Source organism: Actinomadura graeca, from assembly GCF_019175365.1.
In the GTDB taxonomy this organism is placed as follows: domain Bacteria; phylum Actinomycetota; class Actinomycetes; order Streptosporangiales; family Streptosporangiaceae; genus Spirillospora; species Spirillospora graeca.
This window is the reverse complement of the sequence record NZ_CP059572.1, coordinates 844,080-865,911: the sequence shown is the minus strand read 5'-3', so window position 1 is coordinate 865,911 and position 21,832 is coordinate 844,080. Positions and strand designations below refer to the sequence as shown.

Sequence of the window (21,832 nt, the reverse complement as noted above, 5' to 3'; positions counted from 1 at the left end):
AACCGTCGGATTCCGCGGTCACGGAGGCCGGTTCCACCCTTCGCTACGCGTCCTTTGATGCACATTCTTGTGCAAATCGGTTGAAGTTGGTCGCGGGGGAATAAGTTTGAACAGCCGCGGTCTTGAATTGAGGGAACGGCCGGGCGACGTGGAATAGCGACTCGGAAAACACGAGAGTTGTCCCGAGCGAAGCATACGGCGCTCGAGTGCGTGATTGCGGGTTCTTGTCTTGGCCGCATTCGGACGTTGTTCCCGCGGGCTGTGTTTCCGTCGCCTGATTGTGTTGATCTCCGGGGCACGCGATATTGATGGGCGTGGAGGGGAGGGCCGCCATGGTGATGGCCTATCGGGTGGAACGAGCGGGGTCCTACAAGATCAGGGTGGACAAGGACGGGAAGATCACCTCCTTCAACGCCACCGACGACGAGGGTGGGGTGAGCATCAGCTTCGTGCTGTCGGACCACTCCGACTACTTCGCCGAGGAGCACAAGGGCGAGCGTGGCGTGCGGGTCGTCCGTTTCGCCATGAAGGACGACTTCTACAGCGCCATCCGGTACCTCAAGAAGATGGGGAAGGAGAGTGACTGGAAGGCGGGCAAGCAGTGGCTGGAGAACAAGAACCGCAAGAAGCTCTCGGCGCCGTCGGGCTCGGACGGCGCGAGCCTCACCTCGTTCACCAAGAAGACGGCGCTCAGCTTCGATGCGGCGTGGTTGCCGCACCTGCTCTCGTCGGTCGACGGCCGCGCGACGGTCGAGTACCAGAACGAGGAGACCGAGGTGTTTCCCGCCATCGATGCCGAGGGCGAGAAATACGGCGAGATGCTGCTCAGTGAAATCCGGGATGCCGGACTGCTCGTCGACCAGGACGCGATGAACGAACAGGACGACTGAGCGCCTGAAGGAGGGCGGGCCGATATCCCGGGCTGGCGCGTGACCGGCAACCGGCTAGAGGGCGCGCCGCAGCCATCGCTGCGGCGCAGCCCGGCGTCCGGGGCGGTGTTCTGCGTCCGGGCCCGTCGCGATCGGGGTATGCGTCTCAGATGCCGATCCTTTTGCAGGCGAACCCCACTGGTCCTCGAAGTCAGCTGACGCGTTCATACCGATCGCGGATCGTGCGTAGGTGCGGACAGGTGGCCGAGGCGCCGGGCGGTGCACGGTGGACGGGAAAGGCTCCGTCATTCGATCGGCGTTCACCGGCTCGGGCTTCGCGCTGCTGAGCGGCCGTGCGACCTAGCGACCTTCCGTCACCCAATGTTCTGCTCGCTTCACCGAGACCGGTGGGTGTGAAATGTCATTGCCGTGAGCCTGGTCGGCGTACCTTGATCGTGTCCGTCAGGGCGTCGTTCGGGGCAGGGGCCCAGGGTCGTGGCCGGGGTCTCGATACCGGCGGCGAGGTGCTGGTGAGGCGAGGGCGTGCATGGCTACTGACCAGCGGGATGTCCGCTATGAGGTTCGGTACGGCTGGCGGGGGCGATCCGGCGGCGCGGTCGGGTTGGTGGTGATCGCGGTGCTCGTCGTGGCGGGCATCGTGATCAATCCGGGCGGTGACCGGCTCGTGTACGTGGCCGGGCCGTTGTTCCTGGCGCTGGTGATCGCCCTCTTGGTGCGTCAGGTCCGGCCTTTTTTGCGGCGGCAGGTGGCGCTGCGGGTGGACGCCGCAGGGGTGGTGCTCGGCGGCTTCGGCCCGCGTGCGGGCGGCAGCCGGACCTACGCATGGGACCGAGTCATTCGCATTCAGGTGTACGAAGTGGACGTCATGCGCGCGGCACCGGACGACGGCCCGCATCGCACCGACACCAGCCGGTGGGTGCAGGTGGATCTACGGGACGGCGCGCCCGAGCGCACCGAGCTGTCGGGGGCCCGCCTTGATGAGGCGGCCCTGGTGCGCGCGGTGCAGGCGCTGATGCCGCAGGTGACCGTTTCCGTCGGCGGGCATTACGACGAGTCCACCGATCCGGCCAGGGATCCGGGGCGGCCGCCGGGGCCTGAACATCTCGCCGAAGGGATGAGCCGGTTCGTGCGCCGGTTGCGTCAGGACCGCGCGGGCTCCTCCGAGGGCTGATCGCAGACCGTTACTCCAGGGCGCCGGCGAAGACCACGATCTGGTCGATCTCGCCTGCCGCCGAGACGTGGACCATGTCCGTGCCCGACAGCAGCGCATGGCCGTCCCCGGCCTCGTAGCGCCAGCCGAAGCGCGCCCATTCCTCCGGTGCGTCGACGCGGGTCGTGCGGACCATGCGGCACGGGGCGGCCGGGTGCCCCTGGACGACCTCGGTGATGAAGTCCTCGACGGCCTGGCGGCCGACGCTTCGTCCCAGCGGGCCCCAGAAGACGACGTCGGCGGTGAGCGCGCTGTTCAGCAGCGTCGCCCGCTCGGCGGGGTCGTGGGCATTGGTGGCCGCGATGAAGGCGTCAATGGCCTGGACGTGGGGGGCGTCGTGCGTCACTCTCCGATCATAGTCGGCGACGCGCGCCTGCCTCCACCACCGCTCTTTCACCTCCGGCCGCCTGATTTCTTGGCTTGCCTGGTGATGTGTTGTGGGCTTCATTCGAAGTCGCAACCGGGGTTCGGGGCGTCTTCGGCGAGCGGGCTTCCGTGGGGGAGCGTGTAGAGCGCGGTCAAGACGAGTGGGACGGAGCCCAGGTTGCGTCCGATATGCGTGTGCCCGGCACCCGCGGATTCGACGATCACCTCGCCCGGTTCGTAGACCCCGTCCACGGAACAGTCGGCGGCGTTGTGGGTGAGGGTGCCCCGCTCGATCAGCGCGCGAACGGGTCCGTCGTGATAGTGCCAGCCGGTGCCGCCGCCCGGGGCGATCACCAGCCTGCGGACGATGTGGTCGGTGCCGCCCGCCGTCCACTGCGCGAGGATCGTCCCGGTCACGCCCGACGGCGGTGTCGCCAAGGCCACGCCCTGCCAGGCCGTCATGAGCATCACGCCGCCGAAAGCGGACGCCGCGGTCCCTCTCGCAATCGCCATCATCAGTCCATTGTGACCGATGCGGAACGCACGGTGGCGCTCGGCTCGCGGTGTGCGCTCCCGGTCCGGGCGCCGTCAGGCAGGAAGGCGGGTGGAATGGGCGGCCGCCGGACAGGTGATCGCCGAATCGCATTCCGTGATGAATCGGCCCGGTTTTCGATGGTCGTGGTAGTCGGATGGATTCTGGACGACCTTTGGCAGGCCGTTTTTGTTCTGACCCTAAGTCGCTTCCGGCGGTCGTGGTCACTGTCCAACAATGTCCAATGGACGGGCTGATGGACGTGTGGTGATCATCGTCATCAACGGTGAAAAAGTGCTGGCTGTGATCTCCCTGTTTGTGACAGTTCACAAATCATTCGGCAGTGATCAACTATATTTGTCCTTCATCGGTCATCACACTTGTTTTCCAGGGGTGCGATGGCGCGAATTGGGGGTGGCGCCGGCGATCGACCGGCGCCGAAAGGAGAACGGGCGAATGCAGCTCCGAACGATCCTCGGGACGCTGACCCTGCTCGGCGCGGCCCTCACCCCGGTCGCCTCGGCGGTGCCGTCCGCCGCCGAGGCCGCGTCGTGCGTCGACGAGCGGACCGGCCAGTCGATGACCGTCAGGGTCACCGGCTCCACGGGTTTCGACAACCTCTGGGCGGTCACCGGCGACGTCATCTCCGCCCAGAGCGGTGACGACCGGATCTTCCTCGACCAGATCAGCGACGGCCCCTTCGGCTCGGACGTCGTCGCCTGCGGGGACGGGGAGAACGACTGGATCGGCTTCTTCCTGGCCCAGCCGACGGGCACGCTCGCCGCGCGCGGCGGGACCGGGGCCGACACGCTGCTGGGCGGCAGCAACTCCGACTTCCTCAACGGCAACGCCGGGACCGACACGCTGATCGGCAACGACGGCGACGACACGCTGAAAGGCGAGGACGGGAACGACAACATCTGGGGTGGCGACGGCAACGACGTCATCGACGGCGGCGACGGGCACGACATCATCGACGGTGGACCGGGCCGCGACACCTGCAAGGGCGGCGAAGAGCGGAACTTCTACACGGTCAACTGCGAAGTCTTCTCCTGAACATCCCGGCTCCCGAAACGACCTCTTCTGATGAACGCGTCCGGTGACCAGCTCCTGTGTTCAGGCTGAGGTGTCGGCTTGAATCGATAGAACGAGGATGCGTCCTGGTGTCGTCTGGTGGTCGCCCGCCATAAAGGCCACCGCCAGACGACCTCAGCGTCCTTGCCTGAAGGTCGCCGTGACCGTCATCGCTGACGCGGCACCGGCCGCCATCGGCGGTCCGTGGATGCCACGTCCGCGGTCGCCCTTCGCTGTTTGCGCGTTGCCGTTGCGTGACCATTCACGTACGATCGAAGACGTTGATCAACAGGAATTCGGTGACCGTATGAAGTTCGGTATCTACACGCTTTTGACCGATGAGGGGATCCGGCCGGACGTCGTGGCGCGCGCGGCCGAGGAACGCGGCTTCGACTCGCTGTTCATCGCCGAGCACTCGCACATTCCGGTCAAGCGCGAGAGCCTCTTGCAGGGCCGGGCCGAGCTGCCGCGTCCCTACTACCGCACACTGTCCCCGTTTCTGGCGCTCACCGCTGCCGCGACGGCGACCTCCAGGCTGCTGCTCGGCACGGCCATCTCGCTCCTCCCGCAGCGGGACACGATCCACACCGCCAAGGAGGTGGCGACCCTGGACGTCCTCTCCGGTGGCCGCGCGATCCTCGGTGTCGGCGTGGGCTGGAACCGCGAGGAGATGCGCAACCACGGCGTCGACCCCGGCGTCCGGGGTGCGCTGCTGAACGAGCAGCTGGAGGCGATCAAGGTGATGTGGATGCAGGAGGAGGCCGAGTTCCACGGCGACCACGTCGACTTCGACCCGATCCACATCTGGCCGAAGCCGACGCGGCGCCCGCATCCGCCGATCTACATCGGCGGCGAGAGCCCGGCGGCGCTGGCACGGCTCGCCCGGCACGGCGACGGATGGCTGCCCCGCGCCGCGACCCCGCCGGCTGAGATCCGCCGTGTCTCCGCCCAGCTGGCCGACCAGGGCCGCCCCGACGTCCCGATCACGCTCTGCGGGCTGGAGGCCGACGCCGGAGCGGTGGAGGGGCTCGCCGGTGCCGGCGTCGAGCGGATCGCGCTCCTTCTCCCCACCGCGCCCGAGGACGACTCGCTCCGTGCCCTGGACGGCCTCGCCGCCTTCGCGGACGGGCTGCGCTGATCCCCCGGCCCCTCCCGGTACATCCCGGCGCTGCTGGGCGAGGTGCTCGACGGGACGATCACGCCGGACGAGGTGTTCGACCTGTCGGTGTGTCCCTCGACGACGTGCCCGCCGGGTTCCATGCCATGGACGACCGCACGACGCTGAAAGTCCTCGTCCGACCCTGACCTCACGGGCGCGGTTGACACCACGGGCGCGGGGGACCGCGCGGGCGCGGGTCACGCGGCGGCGAGGATGCGGGCGACCGCGGCGCTGAGCGTCCGCACGCCCCGCGTGGTGGTCGGGTCGATGCCGGTCAGCTCGCGTGCCCGGCGCAGGCGGTAGTCGAGGGTCCGCGGGTGGACGTACAGGTGCGCCGCGGTGAGCAGGCGGTTCATGTCGTGGCGGTAGTAGGCGTCGAGGGTGACCACCAGGTCGGGGCCCTGGAAGAGGAGGTCGGCGATCCGCCGGAGCCACCGGTCGATCTCCGGCAGCCCGGCGGCGCCCAGCTCCACGAAGACGTCGGCGATGGTGCTGACCCGCCGCGGGACCGGCTCCAGCGGGGCGGCCCGGCAGATCCGCCGGGCCAGGGGAAGGGCCTCGGGCAGGCCGCGGGCGTCGGAGACGGTGGCGCCGACGGCGCAGCGGCGGCCCACCGACTCGGCGAAGGCGGCGGCCAGGGTCAGGGCCCGCCGCCGGTCCTCGGCGGTCGCCTCGGCCGGGTCGCAGCCGCCGGCCGGCGGCAGCACCACGAACTCCAGCGGGCCCTGCCATCCCATGGGCACCCGGTCCAGGTCGAGCAGGATGCCGAGGATCTCGGACCGGACGGACGGTGCGGGCACGGCGTCCTCGTCGGCGATCCGCACGACGGTCAGCAGGTAGGCAGCGGGGACGGGCATGCCGAGCCGGCGCGCGAGCTCCGGGCCGGCCGGTTCACCGGCGAGCAGCGCCCCGGCGAGCTGCTCGACGCGCTCGGCGAAGGGCAGCGTGTGCCGCTGGCCTTCCAGGAACCCGCGTGTGTAGGCGTCCTGGGTCGCGACGCCCTGCGGGCCGATCCAGCCGAGTATCTGCATGAGGGCGTCCAGTTCGGTGGCGCCCGCGGCCTCGTGGATCTCCCGGACCGTGAGCGTGGAGTGCAGCCCCAGCACGCGGCGGTGCGAGCCCAGCGAGACACCCGCCCGCCCGCGCTCGTGCCCGACCGAGGCGATCAGCGCCAGGTCGGCGTCGGTGAAGGGCTGGACGTCCCGCGCCAGTTCCACGGTCCGGCGCCGCAGCAGCACGGCGAATTCCAGCAGGTCCGCGAACTCGCGGTCGCCTGCGGCCATCGTCCGGTACTCGGGCAGCTCGCGCGTATACGCGTCGACGGCCCTGCGCGCGTTGGTGTCCACGCGTCGCGTCAGCGAGCCGAAGAGGTCTCCCATCACTGACCCTCCCGCCAGTCAGGTGTCACCTGTCCTTCGCGCGGGAGGCGGCCGCGGATGATCGTGGACGGACCCGGCTGTGGCCGGTTGCGGCCTACCGGCGGCCAGTGGTGAGAGTGGGCCGGCACGCATGACGGACCCCCGCCCGTGGGCGCGGCTGCGCGCGGCGCCCACCGGCGTCCCGCACGCGGCGGGCGTCGGGTGCAGCGCCGCCGCGCGCCGCCGGTCCTTCATGGGGTCCGGGGTGCGCGCCGCGGAGCCCGCGAGCGGGTGCGACACCACCTCCCGCCCGACCTGGGAGACCAGCAGCTCGGAACTGGCGCCGAGCATAGTGCGCGGCCCGTTTCCCGCCCGGCACGGTCACCGCGAACACGTGCCCGTGCGGGTCGCCGGCCGCGAGGTTGCGGAGAAGCCGCGCCACGTCCAATTGGTCGGCGTCGAGGTAGAGGGCGCGGGTGAGTAGGCCACCGCCGGCCAGCGGCGGCCCCCTGCGGCCCCCTGCACGGACGTCGCCGTTGGCCCGCCGGGGAACGCGGGCTTGACCTCTTCTTCCGACCCTTGCCCGAGGGGCCGCGGCGCAATTCCCATAAGCGGTGGCGGGGCATTCCTCGATCGCTCGGAGACGCCCGCTATTGCGAACGGCGTCACGATCGTCCGGGTCTTTGGCCGGATATCTGTGGCCTAATGTGGCATGAAGCACAGACGCCGGGTCCCGGTGCTGGGAGGCTGGCGCGGGCGCCGGAACGGGCCGCGGCCGGATGTGTCGGCGGGCGGCCGATAGGGGCGCGTGAGCGGCGAGGAGCCGATGTCGTGGCGAAACGGAAGCCCACGGTGCCGTGGCAGCGGGGACGGCTCGTCGTGGGCGGCCTGCTGTCGGTCGCCCTCGGCGGCCTGACCGCCATCGCCGGGGAGACCGACACCCGGCTGGCGCTGCTCGTCACGCTGGGCAGCGTCAACCTGACCCTCGTCATCGACGCCTTCTTCCGCCGCGAGGAGAGCATCCACCACGACGAGGGCCGGCTGAGCGAGATCTCCGCCGGGCTGGCCATCACCAAGTCGCTGGCCGACGCCCCGCCCGGCTGCCACGCCTTCGTCCGCGAGATCGCCGAGCAGTGGACGCTCATCGAGCGGCGCAACAGCGCGATCCTGCTGAAGCTGCGCGAGGCGCGACAGCGGGCCTTCACCGAGGAGATGCGGGATCTGGCGAGCGGCCAGTCGTCGCTGGGGCGCCGCCAGGAGTTCAACCCAGGGATACTGCCGGAGCTGACGGAGATGACGGCGCTCAGCGCGACCGGCAACGATTACTGGTGGACCGGGCGCGACACCGGCTACCTCGTCACCGAGCGGTCCGCGATCACCGCGAACGGCCTCAAGCTGCGCCGGATCCTGGTGCTGCCGGAGGCCGAACTGGACGACGCCATGAAGGACGTCCTGCGGGAGCAGATGGACGTGGGGATCGACCTTTACGTCGTCATTCTGGAAGAGGTCCCGCCGCTGCACAAGAAATGCCTGACCGACGACCGCGCGCTCGTCACCGACAAGAGCGGGATCGTCGGCGTCGTCATTCCCGGGAACGACCGCGAGGACGCCGTCACCGACGCGGGGCATTTCACGATCAACGAGGACAAGATTCAGACCACCCGCGACATCCTGGACACCCTGGCGCCCTATCAGGTCCCCGCGGGCACCCTCCTGCAGGACGACCGGAACCCGGCCCGCCCGGCGTAGCCTCCGCCGCCCGGTGACCGTCCGCGGACCCCGAGAAGCTCGTCCACTGGACGGAGTTCGACCGCGGCGGCCATCTCGCGGCGCTGGAGGAGCCCGGCCTGCGCGTCTCCGACGTCCGGGCGTTCTTCCGCTCCCTTGGGTGACACCTAGCGGGACGCGCCGGGACGTCCGTGCCGCCGTGACCGGCCTCGTCTAGGGTCGGCCGCATGAGCGAACCGGTGGCGGTCGGACTGGTCGGGGCGGGCCCGTGGGCGCGCAAGGCGCACGCCCCCGCGCTGGCGGCGGGGCCGGTCACCCGGCTGGCGGGCGTCTGGGCGCGGCGTCCCGAGGCGTCCGCCGACCTGGCCGGACGGCACGGCGTGCCCTCGTTCGAGCGGATCGAGGAGCTGTTCGACGTCTGCGAGGCGGTCGCGTTCTCCGTCCCGCCTGACGCCCAGGCGGTGCTGGCGGCGCGGGCCGCCCGCGCCGGCAAGGCCGTCCTGCTGGAGAAGCCGCTGGCGATGGACCTGGACGGGGCGCGCCGCCTCGCCGGGGTGATCGCGGAGACGGGCGTCGCGTCGCAGATGTCGCTGACGCTGCGCTACTCCCGCGCGGCGCGGGCGTTCCTGGAGCGGGCCCGGGAGCTGGAGCCGTTCGGCGGCCACGGCCTGTTCGTCTCCTCCACCCTCGCGGGCGGGCCGTTCGCCACGCCGTGGCGCCTGGAGCACGGCGCCCTGCTGGACCTCGGGCCGCACATCGTCGACCTCCTCGACGCCTCCCTCGGACGCGTCGCCGGGGTCCGCGCGCACGGCGACCCCCTCGGCTGGGTGGGGCTGCTGCTGGAGCACCACGGCGGCGCGGTGAGCCAGGCGTCGGTGTCGATGGCCGGGGCCGGTGACCTGCCGCCCGCCCGGGTCGAGGTCTACGGGCGGAGCGGCCACGCCGTCCTCGACTGGGCCGCGCTCGGCGGCGACGCGTTCCCGACGATGATCGGCGAGTTCGCCGCCACCGTCCGGGACGGCGGCGGGCACCCCCTGGACGCCGCGCACGGCCTGCGGATCCAGGAGGTCATCGCCTCGGCCGCCGCCCAGCTGGGCCGCTGACCCGCGATATTCCAGATTGCATCGGTAGGGAATCCGGTGCCATGCTGGGCCGCATGCCCCGCACCATCGACGACATCCTCGACGACGCCCGGGCCCGGCTGGAGCGCATCGCCCCCGGCCGCGCCCACGCCGAATCGCTGGACGGCGCGCTCCTGGTCGACATCCGCCCCGCCGCGCAGCGGGCCGCCGAGGGCGAGGTGCCCGGCGCGCTGATCGTCGAGCGCAACGTCCTGGAATGGCGGCTGGACCCCGCCTCCGACGCGCGGCTCCCGCAGGCCACCGGCTACGACCTGCGCGTCATCGTGTTCTGCTCGGAGGGCTACACCTCCAGCCTCGCCGCCGCGTCCCTGCACGACCTCGGCCTGACCCGCGCGACCGACATCGTCGGCGGCTTCCAGGCGTGGCGCGCCGCCGGGCTCCCGGCGACCGGCCCCGGGTCGTAGCGTCCCGGCACACCGGAGAGGGGAGGACGGCCGGACCCCTCGGCCGGTGCAAGGGGGTGGTCTTCCTCCTCGGGGCCCGGCCGTCCCCCTCACCCCCGCGGTACAGGGTCGCCGCCGGGGCCCGGCCGGGGGCGTATGGCCGGACCTGCGGATCACCGCGAGGGGTTCGAGCCTAACTCCGCAGGTCAGCACGGGGAAATGACTCACTGCTTACAGTTGTTTCCCACGTGTGTCCGGAGTGTGGCGTCGCAAAATCACCCAAGCCGCTCCACAGGCCCCGAGCCGGTGCCCCCGACCGCCGATGTCACATCCCGCCGCGCGGGACCGTCCTGACGCCGAAACCGTTCCCACCCGGCCGGACGGACCGGGGCGGATGTGGGGAGTCGTCATGCGCGTTCTCGTCGCCGGGGCCACCGGGGTGATCGGCGGCCGCCTCGTGCCGCTGCTGCACGCGGTGGGACACGAGGTCATCGGGCTGGCGGGGTCGCCGCGCAGGGCCGCCCCCGGAATCGTCGTCGCGGACGCGCTCGACCGGGCCGCCCTCGCCCGCGCCGTGGCCGATGCCGCACCCGATGCTGTGGTGAACCTGCTCACCGCCGTCCCCGCGTCACCCTGCCCGCGGCGCCTGGCCCGGGACTTCACGTTCACCAACCGCCTGTGCACCGAGGGCACCCGCAACCTGTACGACGCGGCGCGGGCCGCCGGTGCCTCGCGGATCATCGCTCAGGGCCTCGCCTACGCCTACGCGCCGGGGGAGGGCCTCGCCGACGAGGACGCCCCGCTGTGGACCGACCGCACCCCCAGGCAGTTCGCGCCCGTCCTGGCGGCGCTTCTGGAACTCGAACGGATGACCGCGGACGCCGATGGCCTGGTGCTGCGGTTCGGCCACCTGTACGGGCCCGGTTCGGCGTACGCGCCGGACGGATTGTTCACCGCCCAGGTCCGCGCAAGGAAGGCACCTCTCGCAGGCGAGGGCTCGTCGGTGCTGTCGTTCACGCACGCCGACGACGCCGCCACCGCGATCGTCGCGGCCCTGGACAAAGAGGAGCGCGGCCCCCTCAACATCGTGGACGACACGCCCGTCACCATGGCGGAGTTCCTGCCCGCGTTCGCGCGGGCACTCGGCGCGCCCCCGCCCCGGCGCGTTCCCGCGGCGCTCGCGCGGCTCGCCGTCGGCGGATGGGGCATGGCGTTCATGAACGGGCTGCGCGGCGCCGGCAACGCCCGCGCCCGCAACGCCCTCGACTGGCGCCCCCGGCACGCGTCCTGGCACGACGGCCTCGCGGTCGCCGGACGCGCCACCTGACCCGCCGTCCCGCCGGCGTCGGCCGTGGGCGAGAATGGGCCGGGTGAGGGCGGTGGCGATATCCGACACGCACGCGCCCCGGCGCTGGAAGTCATGCCCGCCGGAGGTGGCCGGGCATCTGCGGGACGCGGACGTGATCCTGCACGCGGGCGACGTGTGCGTCGCGTCCGTCCTGGACGAGCTGGCGGCCTACGCGCCCGTCCACGCCGTTCTCGGCAACAACGACGGGCCCGACGTGGCGGACTGGGGCGCCCCCGAGCGCCTGGAACTCGACCTCGACGGCCTCGCGGTCGCGATGGTCCACGACAGCGGGCAGGCACGCGGCCGGACCGCGCGGATGCGGCGCTGGTTCCCGCACGCCGACCTCGTCGTCTTCGGCCACTCCCACATCCCGCTCGACGAGACCGGCGACGGCGTCCGCATCTTCAACCCGGGATCGCCCACCGACCGGCGCCGCCAGCCGCACGGCACCCTCGGGCTCCTCGACATCCACGACGGCAGACTGACCCGCGCCCGGATCGTCCCCGTCACCTGAAACAAGCCCCACCTCCGGACGCGATCCCCGGCCGAGGCGGAGCCGACAGAAACCGCGACACCCGCCGATGCGGCGCCATCTTGGGAACCAACAATGTCGCCGACGATTCCAGGCCCCGGAAAAGGCCGGCCGGACCCCGACCTGCGACCACGGATCCTCGGACGCCGATGCCCTCCGAGAGAAGCACGCTGTCCGCAATGTCCCGGACGCCTTGCCCGCATTCGGCAGGATGGGCGCACGGCACTCGCTGAGTGATATACCGGACACGCCCGGTCCTTCCGTTCATCTCCGAAAGGGGCCGACGTGCTCCCGGCCGTCACGGCGGCGAAATGGTCCGCGGTCCGGCATTGCGTCGAGACCACCGGCGACCGGTTCGCCGAACTGCTGCTCACCGTCCCGTCCGAGGCCATGGCCACCGCCGACTGGACGGTGACCGACACCGCCGCGCACCTCGTCACCCTCTCAGGCTCCTACGCCCGCATGTTGAACGGCCCCAGCGACCCGGCGGGCGTCATCGGCTCGGCGCGGCCGGGCGGCCTCACCGGCGTCCCGGCCCTCGAAGAGATCATCCCCGCCACGACCGTCGACACCCTCGCCCACCTCAACGAGGCGGCGATGGCCCACATCACCGAACGCGGGCCCCGCACCCTCGCGGCACGGTTGCGCGACGACATCGCCGCCATTCTGCGGGCCTGCGACGACCTCGGACCGGACGATCCGGTCCACTGGCTCGGCGACTCCCGCGTCCCGGTGGCGGGCCTGCTGGCCAACCTCGCGAACGAACTCCAGATCCACGGCCGCGACATCGCCCGCGCGACCGGCGCGCGCTGGGAAGTCGCCCCCGCGGACGCGGCCCTGTTCTTCGAGTTGTTCCTGCTCGGAGTCACCAGACACGGCCACGGGCGCCTCCTCGACCGGCACGGCCCCGAGCGCCCGGGACGCATCGCCGTCGAATTCCACTCCCGCCACACGGCACCGGCGGCGATGGTGCTGCAAGACGGACGCGTGACCATCGGCGAACCACGCTGGGACATCGACGTGAAGGTGTTCTTCGAACCGGTCACCCTCAACCTCGTGCTGTTCGGCCGCATGAGCAGGACACGGGCAATCCTCACTGGACAGGTGGCCGTCTGGGGACGACGCCCATGGCTCCTGCTGCCCTTCATGCGCAAGATGCGCCTACCGTCCTGACCTGTCCCCACTCCTCGGCTCGATACAAAAGCTCTTCCTTACGCTTCGCAATTTCAACCCCGTCAGGGCGAGCAGGTGTGCGCGAACAGCACCCCCCAGCACGTGTCAGCAGCTCCTCTGGCCGGGCTGGGGCCACCAGCCTGACCGCCTTACGATCAGCCCGGTGACGCCTCGCCGCGCTGCGCGTGTTGTTCGCCGCCAGGTCGGGAGAGCTCCTGCGCGACGACCGTGGGCGGCTGGCGCCAGTCCTCAACCCAGAATTCCGCCACTCTTGCGGCGATGGCCTCACCCTGTGCGAGCCCGGCACCGGCCGCCGGAGTACGTGTCGCCGGATCCAGCGGGTCATCGCCGAACGCCGCGGCGGACGCTTCATCAGGATTGATCACCTCAACGCGCCCGCCGCGCTCCTCCACTGCGGCGATGTCCACGTCCAGGCCCGGATCCTCCATCGGCGCGACGAGCAGGACCCGTTCATACCCCGCCGCCAGCCCGACGTTGTTCACCGACCAGACCCCGCCGTCCACGTACCGGACGCCCTGGATCGTCACCGGCGGCCAGATCATCGGGACCGCGGAACTCGCGGCCACCGCATCCACAAGATCGACCTTCGAGTCGCGGTCGAACACCCGCCGTTCACCTGTGAGCGCGTTCACCGCCGTGACCAGCAACCTCCGCGACGGCCACTCGTGCACGGGAAGCCGCCCCTCGATCACCGCCCGCCGCTCCGGCTCCGGGATCGTCACCGCAGCCAGTGCCCGTGCTCCGAGCGCCCTGCGCATCTCGGCCGGATCGTCGATCTCGGCCGAGAGCCGCGCCCAGATCTCGGCGAACTCCGCCACCGTCACGCTTCCCGACGGCGTCACTTCCCGGTTCTGCAAGCCCGGATCCACTTGGCGGGCAAGCAACTCCCTCAGCCCCATGCCACTGCCCAACTGCGCCGCCACCGTCGACCCGGCCGACGTACCGATAAGCGCATCGGCATCGGTCACATCGGCACCCGCCGTCGCGAGACCGGCAAGGACCCCGGTCAGCCAGGCGATGCCCGCCACGCCTCCGCCCCCGAGAACCAGGGCACGTCCTGTCCCGCTCATCCGACCCCTCCTCTGACTCTCCGAGAGTAGGACCCCGACTTCAGCCGCATACCCGCGGCCTCATCTTGTGGATAACCCGACCACGCCGTGACGTCGCCGCCGCGTCGGGGATGGGACGGGCCGCAACGCCGCGGGGACTCGATTTGACGCGGTCGCTCGGAGCACGTAAGTTAACCCCTCGTCCCCATACGGATGCAGGACGCCTGCGAGGTGGCCGGCCGATCGGGGGACCCACTAACGAATCAGCCGACGCGGCTTCGTCGTGTCTGCTGTCCGGTGGTGGGCCGGAACGGCTCGATTTTGAGAATCGCGCCGGGTCTGGTGAAATAGCGTCACCTCCTGAAGGGGCCGCGCAAGCGGAACTGGAAGGCGTTATCGGAAAAGACCGGAAATTGACAAGCCGGACGGATCCGATAAAGTAAAAGAGTCGCCCCGGAGCGAGGCTCGCGAAAGCGGGTCAAGCGCGGTGGGTGTCCGTTTCTTGAGAACTCAACAGCGTGTTAAAAGCCAGTGCCTTTATCGGCTCGGTCGGCAGGCCGGGTCGCCCCGTGGTCTTGATTCGTTGGTGGATCGGGGCCGGGGATTTCTTTGAGGCAATGCGATCCTCCATCCGTGGAGGGTTGTTTGCTGGGATTTTCTTCGGAGGTTTGGCTGCCTGGGGTTCGCCCCTCGGGTGGTCGTGTGGCCTTGATGGAGAGTTTGATCCTGGCTCAGGACGAACGCTGGCGGCGTGCTTAACACATGCAAGTCGAGCGGAAAGGCCCCTTCGGGGGTACTCGAGCGGCGAACGGGTGAGTAACACGTGAGCAACCTGCCCCTGACTTTGGGATAAGCCTGGGAAACCGGGTCTAATACCGGATATGACCATGCTGCGCATGTGGTGTGGTGGAAAGTTTTTCGGTTGGGGATGGGCTCGCGGCCTATCAGCTTGTTGGTGGGGTGATGGCCTACCAAGGCGACGACGGGTAACCGGCCTGAGAGGGCGACCGGTCACACTGGGACTGAGACACGGCCCAGACTCCTACGGGAGGCAGCAGTGGGGAATATTGCGCAATGGGCGGAAGCCTGACGCAGCGACGCCGCGTGAGGGATGACGGCCTTCGGGTTGTAAACCTCTTTCAGCAGGGACGAAGCTAACGTGACGGTACCTGCAGAAGAAGCGCCGGCTAACTACGTGCCAGCAGCCGCGGTAATACGTAGGGCGCAAGCGTTGTCCGGAATTATTGGGCGTAAAGAGCTCGTAGGCGGTTTGTCGCGTCTGTCGTGAAAGCCCACGGCTTAACCGTGGGTCTGCGGTGGATACGGGCAGACTAGAGGCAGGTAGGGGAGAATGGAATTCCCGGTGTAGCGGTGAAATGCGCAGATATCGGGAGGAACACCGGTGGCGAAGGCGGTTCTCTGGGCCTGTACTGACGCTGAGGAGCGAAAGCGTGGGGAGCGAACAGGATTAGATACCCTGGTAGTCCACGCCGTAAACGTTGGGCGCTAGGTGTGGGGTTCTTCCACGGATTCCGCGCCGTAGCTAACGCATTAAGCGCCCCGCCTGGGGAGTACGGCCGCAAGGCTAAAACTCAAAGGAATTGACGGGGGCCCGCACAAGCGGCGGAGCATGTTGCTTAATTCGACGCAACGCGAAGAACCTTACCAAGGCTTGACATCGCCGGAAAACCAGCAGAGATGCTGGGTCCTTTTGGGGCCGGTGACAGGTGGTGCATGGCTGTCGTCAGCTCGTGTCGTGAGATGTTGGGTTAAGTCCCGCAACGAGCGCAACCCTCGTTCCATGTTGCCAGCACTTCGGGTGGGGACTCATGGGAGACCGCCGGGGTCAACTCGGAGGAAGGTGGGGATGACGTCAAGTCATCATGCCCCTTATGTCTTGGGCTGCAAACATGCTACAATGGCCGGTACAGAGGGCTGCGATACCGTGAGGTGGAGCGAATCCCTTAAAGCCGGTCTCAGTTCGGATCGAAGTCTGCAACTCGACTTCGTGAAGTCGGAGTCGCTAGTAATCGCAGATCAGCAACGCTGCGGTGAATACGTTCCCGGGCCTTGTACACACCGCCCGTCACGTCACGAAAGTCGGCAACACCCGAAGCCCGTGGCCCAACCCTTGTGGGGGGAGCGGTCGAAGGTGGGGCCGGCGATTGGGACGAAGTCGTAACAAGGTAGCCGTACCGGAAGGTGCGGCTGGATCACCTCCTTTCTAAGGAGCACAATCGGTTCAGGCCCGGCCCCGGTGACGGGGTGTTCCTGGATCGGTGGCCGCCGTTGACGGCGCATGTCCGTCAGGTGGCTGCTCATAGATGTGGAGCACTGGTTATTCAGTCTGCGGGCCGTGCGGCCCGGTCAGTACCGCCGTGTGAGGGAGTGATCCTTCACGGGGAGTGGGAGCACCGGAGCTGGGCGTCTTGGGGGCTGGGCACGCTGTTGGGTCCTGAGGGAACGGGCGTTTGGCGCCTGGGTGCCTCTGGATCGCGGGACCACGTTTACTCCGTCTTTCCGATGGGTGTGGCGTGGTGGGCCCGGTTGTTTTTTGAGAACTGCACAGTGGACGCGAGCATCTCTGGTAGATGACGAGAGATCTTCGGATGTTCCCCTGGTTTGTGCTGGGGGTTTCCGGGGTTTTTTGTTGTTTATCTGCGATTTGTTTTGATCGTTTTGTGTGTTCAAGTTTTTTAGGGCATACGGTGGATGCCTTGGCATCAGGAGCCGATGAAGGACGTGGGAGCCTGCGATATGCCTCGGGGAGTCGGCAACCAGACTGTGATCCGGGGATTTCCGAATGGGGAAACCTGGCACCCGTCATGGGGTGTCGCCGCCGCCTGAATGTATAGGGCGGCTGGTGGGAACGCGGGGAAGTGAAACATCTCAGTACCCGCAGGAAGAGAAAACAATTGTGATTCCGTGAGTAGTGGTGAGCGAAAGCGGAGGAGCCTAAACCGTGCGCGTGTGATAACCGGCAGGTGTTGCGTGTGCGGGGTTGTGGGACCATCCGGTCAGTGCTGCCGCGCTGGCAAAGAGTTACAAAACATCGTGATAGTCGAACGGCATGGGAAGGCCGGCCATAGACGGTGAGAGTCCGGTAGGCGAAATCATGATGTCTCTTGGGTGTGTTCCCGAGTAGCACGGGGCCCGTGAAATCCCGTGTGAATCTGCCACGACCACGTGGTAAGGCTGAATACTTCCTGATGACCGATAGCGGACCAGTACCGTGAGGGAAAGGTGAAAAGTGCCCCGGTGAGGGGTCGTGAAATAGTACCTGAAACCGTGTGCCTACAAGCCGTCAGAGCGTCCTCAACGTCCTTCTTTTGGGGGGTGTTGTTCGTGATGGCGTGCCTTTTGAAGAATGAGCCTGCGAGTTATGGTGTGTGGCGAGGTTAACCGGTGGCGGGTAGCCGTAGCGAAAGCGAGTCTGAAGAGGGCGTTTTAGTCGCATGCTGTAGACCCGAAGCGGGGTGATCTAGCCATGGGCAGGGTGAAGCGCCGGTAAGACGGTGTGGAGGCCCGAACCCACCAGGGTTGAAAACCTGGGGGATGACCTGTGGTTAGGGGTGAAAGGCCAATCAAACTCCGTGATAGCTGGTTCTCCCCGAAATGCATTTAGGTGCAGCGTTGCGTGTTTCTTGCCGGAGGTAGAGCTACTGGATGGCTGAGGGGCCCTACAAGGTTACTGACGTCAGCCAAACTCCGAATGCCGGTAAGTGAGAGCGTGGCAGTGAGACTGCGGGGGATAAGCTTCGTAGTCGAGAGGGAAACAGCCCAGATCATCGGTTAAGGCCCCTAAGCGTGTGCTAAGTGGGAAAGGATGTGGAGTTGCCGTGACAACCAGGAGGTTGGCTTAGAAGCAGCCATCCTTGAAAGAGTGCGTAATAGCTCACTGGTCAAGTGATTCCGCGCCGACAATGTAGCGGGGCTCAAGCACACCGCCGAAGCCGTGGCACTGCACCCTTTTGGGGGTGTGGTGGGTAGGGGAGCGTCCTGCAGCCGGTGAAGCCGCCGGGTGACCGAGTGGTGGAGGCTGCGGGAGTGAGAATGCAGGCATGAGTAGCGAATCACACGTGGGAAACGTGTGCGCCGGATGACCAAGGGTTCCTGGGGCAGGCTAATCCGCCCAGGGTAAGTCGGGACCTAAGGCGAGGCCGACAGGCGTAGTCGATGGACAACGGGTTGATATTCCCGTACCCGCTGGTATGCGCCAACGCCGAACCCTCTGATGCTAACCACCCGAACCGTTGCCGGGGCCTTCGGGCTGCGGTGGTGGGGAGCGTGGGGCCCGAGGGGGTAGTAGGTGAGTGATGGGGTGACGCAGGAGGGTAGCTCAGCCCAGGCGATGGTTGTCCTGGGGTAAGCATGTAGCCCGTGCCATAGGTAAATCCGTGGCGCATTGAGGGTGAGATGTGATGCCGAGCCGTTTTAGGTGAAGTGAGTGATCCCATGCTGCCGAGAAAAGCCTCTAGCGAGTGTACCGGCGGCCCGTACCCTAAACCGACTCAGGTGGTCAGGTAGAGAATACCAAGGCGATCGGGTGAACTGTGGTTAAGGAACTCGGCAAATTGCCCCCGTAACTTTGGGAGAAGGGGGACCTGGCCTGGTGAGGGGATTTACTTCCTGAGCTGGGCGGGGTCGCAGAGGCCAGGGGGAAGCGACTGTTTACTAAAAACACAGGTCCGTGCGAAGTCGTAAGACGCTGTATACGGACTGACGCCTGCCCGGTGCCGGAACGTTAAGAGGACCGGTGAGACCCCTTGGGGTCGAGGCTGAGAATCTAAGCGCCGGTAAACGGCGGTGGTAACTATAACCATCCTAAGGTAGCGAAATTCCTTGTCGGGTAAGTTCCGACCTGCACGAATGGCGTAACGACTTCCCCGCTGTCTCAACCACAGGCCCGGCGAAATTGCAGTACGAGTAAAGATGCTCGTTTCGCGCAGCAGGACGGAAAGACCCCGGGACCTTCACTATAGCTTGGCATTGGCGCCTGAAGCGTCTTGTGTAGGATAGGTGGGAGACTGTGAAGCCCAGACGCCAGTTTGGGTGGAGTCGCTGGTGAAATACCACTCTGGTCGTTTTGAGCGTCTAACCCGCACCCGTGGATCCGGGTGGGGGACAGTGCCTGGTGGGTAGTTTAACTGGGGCGGTTGCCTCCTAAAGTGTAACGGAGGCGCCCAAAGGTTCCCTCAGCCTGGTTGGCAATCAGGTGGCGAGTGCAAGGGCACAAGGGAGCTTGACTGTGAGACGGACGTGTCGAGCAGGTGCGAAAGCAGGGCCTAGTGATCCGGCACCGACGTGTGGAAGTGGTGTCGCTCAACGGCTAAAAGGTACCCCGGGGATAACAGGCTGATCTTCCCCAAGAGTCCATATCGACGGGATGGTTTGGCACCTCGATGTCGGCTCGTCGCATCCTGGGGCTGGAGTAGGTCCCAAGGGTTGGGCTGTTCGCCCATTAAAGCGGCACGCGAGCTGGGTTTAGAACGTCGCGAGACAGTTCGGTCCCTATCCGCTGCGCGCGCAGGAGAATTGAGAGGGTCTGTCCCTAGTACGAGAGGACCGGGACGGACGAACCTCTGGTGTGCCAGTTGTCCCGCCAGGGGCACGGCTGGTTGGCTACGTTCGGCAGGGATAACCGCTGAAAGCATCTAAGCGGGAAGCCTTCCTCGAGATGAGTTCTCCCTCCCGCTTTCGGGTGGGGTAAGGCTCCCGGTAGACGACCGGGTTGATAGGCCGGAGATGGAAGCGCGGTAACGTGTGGAGTCGACCGGTACTAATAGGCCGAGTGGCTTGAACACACTTGACGTTCAATCCAAATCGCACACTGCACGTTCGTGTGTGGTGGGTCTGCGTGTTCGCGTCCCTGTGTGGTTCCCGGGAAACAAACGGGAACCCCGCGTGCTTGTTGTGCGCGTGTTGATAAGTGAATGGTTTGTTCGAGCCTGGCTCGGACGCCCCTGAAGTTTGCCCGCCCCTGTGTGTGGGGTGGTGCGTTGGGCGTTCGGTGGTTATGGCGAGGGGGAAACACCCGGTCCCATCCCGAACCCGGAAGTTAAGCCTCTCAGCGCCGATGGTACTGCACGGGAGACTGTGTGGGAGAGTAGGACACCGCCGGACATTTATTGCAGGAAGGGCCCCGCCGTACGGCGGGGCCCTTTCTCATTTCCGAGGATGGTGGCCGGCTGCGGGGAGCGGCGGAAGCTACGTCGCTGCAACGTTCCATGTGAGAAGATCGGCCCGCTTGGCAGGGTTGGAAACCATGGTCGCGCCGGTGCCACCCACACGAAACACCGCACCGGCGCGGCCACCCCCGCGGTCGGCCGGTGTCCGGGCCGCGGGCATGGCCGAGGCGCCGGAGACGGCCGGTGGTCATTGTGACCTTTGCGTGGTTGCGAGCGAGCCCGGCGGGCGGCAGGGTACAGGCCATGACTTGGGACGTTCCGGGCTATTCCGTGGTGCGGGTCCTGAGCGATGGACCGGCGGGACGCGTCGTCCAGGCGTCGAGGGACGGGTTCGGGGAGCGGGTCGTCATCCTGGACCGGGCACCGGTCGTCCAGGACGAGGCGCGGCTCCTGACGACTTTGCGCGATCCGCATGTGGTGCGCGTCCACGAGTACGTGGAGCGCAGACGGGCGCTGGTCATGGAGCTGGTCGACGCGGTCTCGCTCGAGCGGATGATCGGCGAGTCGGGGCCCATGGCACCGGAGGCGGCGCTACGGGTGCTGAAGGGGTGCCTGCTCGGGCTCGCGGCCGCGCACGAACTGGGCGTCGTGCACCGGAACCTGACCCCCGCCAGCGTCCTGGTGGTCGGCGGATCCTGCAAGGTCACCGGATTCGGGATCGACATGCCCGGAACGCCCGGTTACCAGGCGCCGGAGCGGGGCGACGAGATCACTCCCGCGGGCGACCTGTACGCGGCCGCGGCGATTTTCTCCCTGTGCCTCACGGGGCAGCCGCCGGGACGGCTCCGGCTGGACCAGCTGCCGGAGAGGATGCGAGGGCTCGTCGCACGGGGGATGGCGCGCAATCCGCTCGCCCGGCCCAAGTCGGCGGCGGCGTTCGCGGCGCTGGTGGATGCGGTCGCGCAGAACCGGTGGGTTCGGCCCAGCGCTGAGCCCGCGCCGTCGGCCGCCACAGAGGACGAGGCCCGCCCCGGGCTGGTGAAGCCCATGGCCGCCGTCATCGCGGTCGGTCTGGTCTGCGGCGGCGGGGCCTACGGCATCGCGAAGGCCGTCGACAAGATCGATGACGACGATCCCGCGCCTCCTGCTCCGGCCGTCACCCGCAAGGCCGCGCCGCCGGTCTCACCGGCGCCGGTTCAAGCCGCGGGGATCTCGCGGGGGAGGCTGGCGTACGCGGTGGGCGTGGCCGGTGCCGCGACCGGACGGTCCCGGATGGACGTGGCGCTGAGCGTGGCGCCCGCCGTCGTGCCCGTGGGGGGCGCCGTCACCCTGAAGGTGGTGGAGCGGCGGGTCAGCAACGGCTGCCCGCCCGGCGTGAAATGGAACGTCGGGGACGGGCAGGGCGGCCTGTGGCTCTACCCCCGGTCGGCCGGGCCCCTGCCCGCCGGGCGGAGCGGGACGCCGGTGAAGGCGTCCGTGCTGAGGCCGAAACCCAAGGTCTCCGTGAAGGGGTGCGTGCGGACGACCGTCATCCGTTCGACCTACACGTTCAAGGCCGCGGTGAGACCCGGCGCATACCTGCTGTCGCCTTGGAGCCCTCCGCGAGTCGGACGGGTCGCCGAGGGCGGCGCGCGCAGCGTGAGCAAGGGCCGGCTACCGGCGCTCACGGTCCGGTAGAGCATGACCGTCCGGGAGACCGGACATGGCCTTTCTGTGGATTCGGTTGGCCCATCTGCGGG

At 68.0% G+C, this 21,832-nt stretch carries 16 protein-coding genes and 3 rRNA genes; 15 read left to right on the top strand and 4 right to left on the bottom strand.

Annotated features, from left to right (window positions below; genetic code table 11):
- Nucleotides 1-332 precede the first annotated feature (332 nt).
- Both AGRA3207_RS04220 and AGRA3207_RS04215 read left to right on the top strand, forming a co-directional pair.
- The gene (locus tag AGRA3207_RS04220; protein WP_231333232.1) at nt 333-890 is read left to right on the top strand and encodes a hypothetical protein; all 558 of its coding nucleotides are present in this window, start codon (nt 333-335) and stop codon (nt 888-890) included.
- A gap of 526 nt (nt 891-1,416) precedes the next feature.
- Entirely contained in the window at nt 1,417-2,061 is a 645-nt protein-coding gene (locus AGRA3207_RS04215) for a hypothetical protein (protein ID WP_231333231.1), read from the top strand.
- A gap of 10 nt (nt 2,062-2,071) precedes the next feature.
- Here AGRA3207_RS04215 and AGRA3207_RS04210 read toward each other — a convergent pair whose 3' ends face one another.
- Together AGRA3207_RS04210 and AGRA3207_RS04205 are read right to left on the bottom strand one after the other, a co-directional pair.
- A complete protein-coding gene (locus AGRA3207_RS04210; RefSeq protein ID WP_231333230.1) occupies nt 2,072-2,446 on the bottom strand; it encodes a nuclear transport factor 2 family protein in 375 nt (124 codons plus the stop codon).
- Nucleotides 2,447-2,544: 98 nt separating this feature from the next.
- Nucleotides 2,545-2,982, bottom strand: a complete 438-nt coding sequence (locus AGRA3207_RS04205) for a cupin domain-containing protein (RefSeq protein ID WP_231333229.1) — start codon at nt 2,980-2,982, stop codon at nt 2,545-2,547.
- A gap of 283 nt (nt 2,983-3,265) precedes the next feature.
- Between AGRA3207_RS04205 and AGRA3207_RS04200 the strand changes: the two genes are divergently transcribed.
- Nucleotides 3,266-4,054: a calcium-binding protein gene (locus AGRA3207_RS04200; protein ID WP_231333228.1), complete on the top strand. Its 789-nt coding sequence runs from the start codon at nt 3,266-3,268 to the stop codon at nt 4,052-4,054.
- Between the two features lie 325 nt (nt 4,055-4,379).
- Complete coding sequence (locus tag AGRA3207_RS04195; RefSeq protein ID WP_231333227.1) at nt 4,380-5,210, top strand: LLM class F420-dependent oxidoreductase; 831 nt, start codon at nt 4,380-4,382, stop codon at nt 5,208-5,210.
- 218 nt (nt 5,211-5,428) lie between these two features.
- Here AGRA3207_RS04195 and AGRA3207_RS04190 read toward each other — a convergent pair whose 3' ends face one another.
- Nucleotides 5,429-6,610: a PucR family transcriptional regulator gene (locus AGRA3207_RS04190; protein ID WP_231333226.1), complete on the bottom strand. Its 1,182-nt coding sequence runs from the start codon at nt 6,608-6,610 to the stop codon at nt 5,429-5,431.
- Between the two features lie 130 nt (nt 6,611-6,740).
- Between AGRA3207_RS04190 and AGRA3207_RS40075 the strand changes: the two genes are divergently transcribed.
- The 7 genes from AGRA3207_RS40075 to AGRA3207_RS04155 all read left to right on the top strand — a co-directional run bounded on the left by AGRA3207_RS40075 (nt 6,741) and on the right by AGRA3207_RS04155 (nt 12,895).
- Entirely contained in the window at nt 6,741-7,073 is a 333-nt protein-coding gene (locus AGRA3207_RS40075) for a hypothetical protein (protein ID WP_338028256.1), read from the top strand.
- A gap of 347 nt (nt 7,074-7,420) precedes the next feature.
- Entirely contained in the window at nt 7,421-8,338 is a 918-nt protein-coding gene (locus AGRA3207_RS04180; protein ID WP_231333224.1) for a hypothetical protein, read from the top strand.
- Nucleotides 8,339-8,544: 206 nt separating this feature from the next.
- Nucleotides 8,545-9,420, top strand: a complete 876-nt coding sequence (locus AGRA3207_RS04175; protein ID WP_231333223.1) for a Gfo/Idh/MocA family protein — start codon at nt 8,545-8,547, stop codon at nt 9,418-9,420.
- 53 nt (nt 9,421-9,473) lie between these two features.
- On the top strand, nt 9,474-9,863 hold the full coding sequence (locus tag AGRA3207_RS04170) for a rhodanese-like domain-containing protein (RefSeq protein ID WP_231333222.1): 390 nt from the start codon (nt 9,474-9,476) through the stop codon (nt 9,861-9,863).
- Between the two features lie 388 nt (nt 9,864-10,251).
- Entirely contained in the window at nt 10,252-11,169 is a 918-nt protein-coding gene (locus AGRA3207_RS04165) for an NAD-dependent epimerase/dehydratase family protein (RefSeq protein ID WP_231333221.1), read from the top strand.
- A 52-nt stretch (nt 11,170-11,221) separates the two neighbouring features.
- On the top strand, nt 11,222-11,704 hold the full coding sequence (locus AGRA3207_RS04160; RefSeq protein WP_231333220.1) for a metallophosphoesterase family protein: 483 nt from the start codon (nt 11,222-11,224) through the stop codon (nt 11,702-11,704).
- Between the two features lie 303 nt (nt 11,705-12,007).
- Nucleotides 12,008-12,895: a maleylpyruvate isomerase N-terminal domain-containing protein gene (locus AGRA3207_RS04155; RefSeq protein ID WP_231333219.1), complete on the top strand. Its 888-nt coding sequence runs from the start codon at nt 12,008-12,010 to the stop codon at nt 12,893-12,895.
- A 155-nt stretch (nt 12,896-13,050) separates the two neighbouring features.
- Here AGRA3207_RS04155 and AGRA3207_RS04150 read toward each other — a convergent pair whose 3' ends face one another.
- A complete protein-coding gene (locus AGRA3207_RS04150; RefSeq protein WP_273699999.1) occupies nt 13,051-13,986 on the bottom strand; it encodes a patatin-like phospholipase family protein in 936 nt (311 codons plus the stop codon).
- Nucleotides 13,987-14,673: 687 nt separating this feature from the next.
- Here AGRA3207_RS04150 and AGRA3207_RS04145 point away from each other — a divergent pair.
- The 4 genes from AGRA3207_RS04145 (at nt 14,674) to AGRA3207_RS04130 (ending at nt 21,770) form a co-directional block, all read left to right on the top strand.
- Nucleotides 14,674-16,189: ribosomal RNA gene (locus tag AGRA3207_RS04145) — 16S ribosomal RNA — on the top strand.
- A gap of 461 nt (nt 16,190-16,650) precedes the next feature.
- A 23S ribosomal RNA gene (locus AGRA3207_RS04140) occupies nt 16,651-19,769 on the top strand.
- A gap of 202 nt (nt 19,770-19,971) precedes the next feature.
- Nucleotides 19,972-20,088, top strand: a 5S ribosomal RNA gene (gene rrf / locus AGRA3207_RS04135).
- The 16S, 23S and 5S rRNA genes sit together here, the layout of an rRNA operon.
- Before the next feature lie 308 nt (nt 20,089-20,396).
- Entirely contained in the window at nt 20,397-21,770 is a 1,374-nt protein-coding gene (locus AGRA3207_RS04130; RefSeq protein ID WP_231333217.1) for a serine/threonine-protein kinase, read from the top strand.
- Nucleotides 21,771-21,832 lie beyond the last annotated feature (62 nt).

Excerpts from the sequence above, each read along its gene's own strand:
- AGRA3207_RS04220 (WP_231333232.1), top strand. The coding sequence starts at position 333 with ATGGTGATGGCCTATCGGGTGGAACGAGCGGGGTCCTACAAGATCAGG.
- AGRA3207_RS04215 (WP_231333231.1), top strand. The coding sequence starts at position 1,417 with ATGGCTACTGACCAGCGGGATGTCCGCTATGAGGTTCGGTACGGCTGG.
- AGRA3207_RS04205 (WP_231333229.1), bottom strand. The coding sequence starts at position 2,982 with ATGATGGCGATTGCGAGAGGGACCGCGGCGTCCGCTTTCGGCGGCGTG.
- AGRA3207_RS04195 (WP_231333227.1), top strand. The coding sequence starts at position 4,380 with ATGAAGTTCGGTATCTACACGCTTTTGACCGATGAGGGGATCCGGCCG.
- AGRA3207_RS04190 (WP_231333226.1), bottom strand. The coding sequence starts at position 6,610 with ATGGGAGACCTCTTCGGCTCGCTGACGCGACGCGTGGACACCAACGCG.
- AGRA3207_RS40075 (WP_338028256.1), top strand. The coding sequence starts at position 6,741 with ATGACGGACCCCCGCCCGTGGGCGCGGCTGCGCGCGGCGCCCACCGGC.
- AGRA3207_RS04175 (WP_231333223.1), top strand. The coding sequence starts at position 8,545 with ATGAGCGAACCGGTGGCGGTCGGACTGGTCGGGGCGGGCCCGTGGGCG.
- AGRA3207_RS04170 (WP_231333222.1), top strand. The coding sequence starts at position 9,474 with ATGCCCCGCACCATCGACGACATCCTCGACGACGCCCGGGCCCGGCTG.
- AGRA3207_RS04165 (WP_231333221.1), top strand. The coding sequence starts at position 10,252 with ATGCGCGTTCTCGTCGCCGGGGCCACCGGGGTGATCGGCGGCCGCCTC.
- AGRA3207_RS04150 (WP_273699999.1), bottom strand. The coding sequence starts at position 13,986 with ATGAGCGGGACAGGACGTGCCCTGGTTCTCGGGGGCGGAGGCGTGGCG.
- AGRA3207_RS04130 (WP_231333217.1), top strand. The coding sequence starts at position 20,397 with ATGACTTGGGACGTTCCGGGCTATTCCGTGGTGCGGGTCCTGAGCGAT.